The organism is Roseateles sp. (assembly GCF_036486225.1).
Taxonomy (GTDB): Bacteria; Pseudomonadota; Gammaproteobacteria; order Burkholderiales; family Burkholderiaceae_C; genus Roseateles.
The window spans coordinates 1-4,980 of record NZ_DASVNZ010000075.1 but is presented as its reverse complement, the minus strand read 5'-3'; the positions used below and the strand labels follow the sequence as shown (position 1 = coordinate 4,980).

The 4,980-nt window shown below is 68.6% G+C and carries 5 protein-coding genes; 1 reads left to right on the top strand and 4 read right to left on the bottom strand.

What is annotated here, in order from left to right:
- The first annotated feature begins 63 nt into the window (after positions 1–63).
- Entirely contained in the window at positions 64–1,617 is a 1,554-nt protein-coding gene (ubiB, locus tag VF536_RS05590) for a ubiquinone biosynthesis regulatory protein kinase UbiB (protein ID WP_331613819.1), read from the top strand.
- Between the two features lie 114 nt (positions 1,618–1,731).
- Here ubiB and VF536_RS05585 read toward each other — a convergent pair whose 3' ends face one another.
- The 4 genes from VF536_RS05585 to VF536_RS05570 all read right to left on the bottom strand — a co-directional run bounded on the left by VF536_RS05585 (position 1,732) and on the right by VF536_RS05570 (position 4,771).
- Positions 1,732–2,556 (bottom strand): sigma-70 family RNA polymerase sigma factor, encoded by an 825-nt coding sequence (locus tag VF536_RS05585; RefSeq protein WP_331613818.1) that lies wholly within the window; start codon positions 2,554–2,556, stop codon positions 1,732–1,734.
- A gap of 148 nt (positions 2,557–2,704) precedes the next feature.
- A complete protein-coding gene (sctS, locus tag VF536_RS05580) occupies positions 2,705–2,974 on the bottom strand; it encodes a type III secretion system export apparatus subunit SctS (RefSeq protein WP_331613817.1) in 270 nt (89 codons plus the stop codon).
- Positions 2,975–2,984: 10 nt separating this feature from the next.
- On the bottom strand, positions 2,985–3,674 hold the full coding sequence (gene sctR / locus VF536_RS05575) for a type III secretion system export apparatus subunit SctR (protein ID WP_331613815.1): 690 nt from the start codon (positions 3,672–3,674) through the stop codon (positions 2,985–2,987).
- On the bottom strand, positions 3,671–4,771 hold the full coding sequence (locus VF536_RS05570) for a FliM/FliN family flagellar motor switch protein (protein ID WP_331613814.1): 1,101 nt from the start codon (positions 4,769–4,771) through the stop codon (positions 3,671–3,673). The genes sctR and VF536_RS05570 overlap by 4 nt, the downstream gene beginning before the upstream one ends.
- Positions 4,772–4,980: the final 209 nt, after the last annotated feature.

The following is a 4,980-nucleotide window of genomic DNA, read 5'->3' as shown; positions in this document are numbered from 1 at the left end:
GCTGGCCCGGCAGGCGGGCCGCTTCATTCCCGACGGCGCAGGCCGGGCATGAGGTCCTGAGGAATGAGGTACCTGTCCCGCCTGCTGGTCATCGTCTGGACCCTCTATCGACACGGGTTGGACGAGCTGGCGCTGTCCACGCTCAAGCGCCGCCGCTTCCGCTTCCTGCGCCGGCTGATCACGGTCGGCCGCGCGTGGGACCAGCCCCGCGGCGCCCGCTTGCGGCTGGCGCTGGAACGGCTGGGGCCGATCTTCGTCAAGTTCGGCCAGTTGCTGTCCACGCGCCGCGACCTGGTCCCGCCCGACATGATCGAGGAGCTGTCGCGGCTGCAGGACAACGTGCCGCCGTTCCCCGCCGAGCTGTCGCGCGAGCTGATCGAACGCGCCTTCGGCCGCCGGATCGAGGAGCTGTTCGCCACCTTCGACGCCGAGCCGGTGGCCAGCGCGTCGATCGCGCAGGTGCACTTCGCGACGCTGCACGACGGGCGTGAAGTCGCCGTCAAGGTGCTGCGGCCGGGCATGCTCGACATCATCGAGGACGACCTGGCGCTGATGCGCACGCTGGCGGGCTGGGTGGAGCGTTTCTCCGCCGACGGCCGGCGGCTCAAGCCGCGCGAGGTGGTCGGCGAGTTCAACACCTACCTGCACGACGAGCTGGACCTGGTACGCGAGGCCGCCAACGCGGCGCAACTGCGCCGCAACATGCAGGACCTGCAGCTGGTGATGGTGCCGGAGATGATCTGGGAGCTCTGCCGCAGCGAGGTCATCGTCATGGAGCGCATGCGCGGCGTGCCGATCTCGCAGCTGGAGCGGCTGCGCGAGGCGGGCGTCGACATCAGGAAGCTGGCCCGCGACGGCGTGACGATCTTCTTCACGCAGGTCTTCCGCGACGGCTTCTTCCATGCCGACATGCACCCGGGGAACATCCAGGTCAGCCTGGACGCGCACACCTTCGGCCGTTACATCGCGCTGGACTTCGGCATCATCGGCACGCTGACCGAGGTCGACAAGGACTACCTGGCGCAGAACTTCATCGCCTTCTTCCGCCGCGATTACAAGCGCGTGGCCGAGTTGCACATCGAGTCCGGCTGGGTGCCGCCCGAGACGCGCGTCGACGAACTCGAGGGCGCGGTGCGGACCGTCTGCGAGCCGCACTTCGACAAGCCGCTGAAGGACATTTCGCTGGGCCAGGTGTTGATGCGCCTGTTCCAGATCTCCCGCAGATTCAATGTGGAGATCCAGCCGCAGCTGGTTTTGCTGCAAAAAACGCTGCTCAACATTGAAGGATTGGGCAGGCAGCTGGATCCCGAGCTGGACCTGTGGGCGACAGCCAAGCCCTTCCTCGAGCGCTGGATGGACGAGCAGATCGGTTGGCGCGCCTTCCTGCGCCAGCTGAAGAAGGAGGCGCCGCGCTTCGCGCAGATGGTGCCGGAGTTCCCCCGGCTGATGCACGAGGTGCTGCGCCAGCGCGCCGAGGACGGCCATGCCGACCTGACCCGCCAGCTGCTGGTGGAGCAGCGCCGCACCAACCACCTGCTGCAGGCACTGCTGTGGGGCGTGGGCGGTTTCATGCTGGCCCTGGTGGTGACCCAGCTGGCGCTGCGCTGGCTCGACTGACCGCCGGCGGCGAGAGACGCCAATGCGAAAGCCGCCCTTGCGGGGCGGCGATCGATGGCAGGCCAAGCCCCTCGGGGACCTTGTGCGGACCTGCTCAGAGGGCGGGCGGTGGGGTCAGGTCGCGTAGTCTGCGAAACCCTGCTTGAGTCGCGAGCGCAGCAGCGTCCGCACCCGGTTCACGCGTGAGCGCACGGTACCGATCGGGATCGCCTGGATCTCTGCGACGTCGCGGTAGGACTCTTCCTGCAGGCAGGCCAGGTCGAAGGTGCCGCGCAGGTCTGCGGAAAGTCCCGACAAGGTCACGTCGACGATGCCCGCCAACTGCCGGTAAGCCACCTGCTGACTGACGTCCATCGACGAGTCGCGCGGCCGGTGCGCGGACTCGGCGTCCATCATGTGGGGCGACTCGTCCAGGCTCTCCATCTGGCCGCTGCGCTTGGAGCAGCGCGCCACGTGATTGCGGGCGACGTTGGCGGCGATCCCGAAGAACCAGGTCTCCACCGACGAGCGCGCCTGGAAGCGATCGGCGCAGCGCGTGGCCTCGAGCATCGCATCCTGGATGATGTCGTCGAGTTCGCCCGGCGAGCGCTCATAGCGACGCAGAAAGCGCTTGAGCTTGCTGGAGTCGCTGCGCGAATCCCGCGCGATCTTGACGATGTGGGTCAGGACCAGCTGCTGACGTTGGCGCACGAGCTCGGGATCCGCCGGCTCGATCGGTTCGTCCCGTTCGCCCTGCTCGCCCTGCTCGCCCTGCTCGTCCTGCTCGTCCTGCTCGCCCCGCTCGTCAAAATTGACCGGATCGACGAGCGCCTCGATCGCCGGGCCGAGGTCGTCGGTCACGGGATCGGGTTTGGCCTGTGGCGCGGGAGGCGCGGTCGTTGCGGGCTCTTGCGAGTGGGCGTCGCCCGTGTCGCCCATGGCTTCGGTGGTGTGGTTCATAGACAGACTCGAAGAAGGTCCGGGTCCCCGTTCGGCTCGGTATCGGGCGCGCGCCCGACGGGGATCTTCCGGAGCCGGGGGCTCCCTGGGAAACAGGAGAAGTCGCGCCGCGCCAGGCGCGAGAGAGGGAACTTGTGCGGTGCGGCGGTCACGGTCGACCTCCGAAGGTGACCAGCGCCGCCAGGGCCTGATCGCCCAGCGCCAGCAGCTGCAACGCCATCCAGCGGCCGGTCACCGCCAGCACGAGGCCGACGGCCAGCAGCTTCGCGGCGAAGGGGATGCTCTGGTCCTGCATGGACAGCACCGTCTGCACCAGCGAGACGAGCACGCCCGCCACCACCGCCACGATCAGCGGCGGCAGCGACAGCCAGATCACCATGAGCAGGCCCTTCTGGAAGAACGCGATGGTTTCGATCACGGCGCGGTCCTCAGGCGTAGGAACGGACCAGGCCGTCGAAGAGTCGCGTCCAGCCGTCGAGCAGCACGAACAGCAGGATCTTCAGCGGCAGCGACACGACCATCGGCGACACCATCTGCATGCCCAGCGCGAGCAGCAGGTTGGACAGCAGCAGGTCGATGACGACGAAGGGCACGTAGAGGACGAAGCCGGCCTTCAGCGCGAGCTCGAGTTCGCTCACGACGAAGCAGGGGATCAGCACGACGTAGTCGCTGCCCTCGGGCGCCGTCATGCGGCCGCCCCATTGCTGGCGGGCGAGATCGACGAATTTCTGCCGCTTCTCCGGCAGCGTGTTGGCCAGCATGAAACCGCGCATCGGCTCGAAGGCATGGGCCAGATCGGACAGGCCGAGACGCGCGGACGTCGAGCGCGCAGACGCCTGCGCCTGCGACGTCTGTCCGGGCAGTCCCGGAAGATCGATGGGCAGCCGCGACACGACCTCGTTGAGCACCGGGGCCATCACGAACAGCGTGGCGGCGAGCGCCATGCCGTTGAGGGCCATCGTCGGCGGGACCTGTTGCACGCCCAGCGCGTTGCGCACGATCATCAGCACCACGGAGATCTTCAGATAACTCGTCGTGCAGACCAGCAGCAGCGGCAGCAGCGTCAGGCCCACCAGCAGGAATGCCAGCGAGATCGGGTCGAAGCCGCCCCCGTTCACCGCGGACTCCCCCACTGCAGGATCTCGACGGCCAGACGTCCCTCGACCTCGACCAGCTGGCCCGCGCCGAGTTCGGTGCCATGCGCGACGATGCGCACGGTGGCCGGCGTCAACGCTTCCAGGGGGACGATCTGGCCGGCCGCGAGGGCGCTCAGTTCGCCGACGGTCATGGCGACGCGGCCAACGATGAAGTCCAGGTCTACGGTCAGGGCATCCACGTTTCGGGGCTCCGTTGAAGGTGAAAAGGCATGAGGGGAATTGGACGGCGAGCCCCCCTTGGAGCCCCATCCCTGGAACTCGCGTGTGAGGTGGTCGACATGGCCTAAATGAATCAGTCCGCTGGCACGAACTAAGCAGAGCGGGCTGTTTTGATCTCGCCTCTGGGCGGGGAGCCACAAGGCGTCTCCGGTCCGGAGGGTCGACAGGCGCGTGGCTGGCAACGAGACCCTCGCCAGCCAGAGGGCGGCCTCCAGAACGATCGCGGCGACGGGCGTCGGCATCGGAGATCGCGGGGGAGTCATCTGCCAGCCCGGCGCCGTGGTGCAGGCCTGCAGCGTGCGCGCCGACGCGCGGATCGGCACCCCTTGTCGGGCTCCATCGCGGCTGACGAGCGTCAAGACCGCAGCGTGAGTCCTCTCCGCTTGCGCTTGGCACAGCCCGCGACTGGCGGGGAGAGGGGTCGGGGCGTCGCCGAGCGCATCGCGGAGCGGGGCCGGCCAGGCCGCGCATGCCAGGCGCAGGAGGCCTTCGTCCACGCCGCCGTCCGCGCCCCGAGGCAGATGCGTGCCGGTCGCGAATGCGATGAGGGCGTCGTCCTCGAGGAAGAGGACCCCGTGCGGCGTGCCGAGGGCCAGCGCGTCGACGGCCGGCGCCGTCGCGATGTCCTTGTCCGCCCGCGCGAGCGTCAGTTCGAAGGAGGCCCACGGGGACGCCTGGTCGGCGACCTGCCAGGCGACGCCTCGTTGGAGCCGCAGCCGCAAGTGCACGTCGTCGGCGTCGCGTGTCGGCAAGCGCAGCGGCGCCGGTGAGGCCCGAGTCGGTGCGGGCGGGGCGGTGGCGGGGAGGGAAACGGCGTCGGCGATCGGATCGGCAAGCATGGGGACAAGCCGCCGGTGGCATCGGCGGCGCTGGAAGCGGGGGTGCCGGTCAGTGCGATGTCAACGGGTTGCCGTTCTCGCGATGCCGCGCCGCTTGAGGAACCTGACCGTCTTGTTCATCCACTAGCTGCGCAATGAACCCCGCCTGGATCTCCCGACGTCATCAGCTGAACGGCCTCGTCCTCGACATCGAGGAGGAGGGCGGCGAC

Excerpts from the sequence above, each read along its gene's own strand:
- ubiB (WP_331613819.1), top strand. The coding sequence starts at position 64 with ATGAGGTACCTGTCCCGCCTGCTGGTCATCGTCTGGACCCTCTATCGA.
- VF536_RS05585 (WP_331613818.1), bottom strand. The coding sequence starts at position 2,556 with ATGAACCACACCACCGAAGCCATGGGCGACACGGGCGACGCCCACTCG.
- VF536_RS05570 (WP_331613814.1), bottom strand. The coding sequence starts at position 4,771 with ATGCTTGCCGATCCGATCGCCGACGCCGTTTCCCTCCCCGCCACCGCC.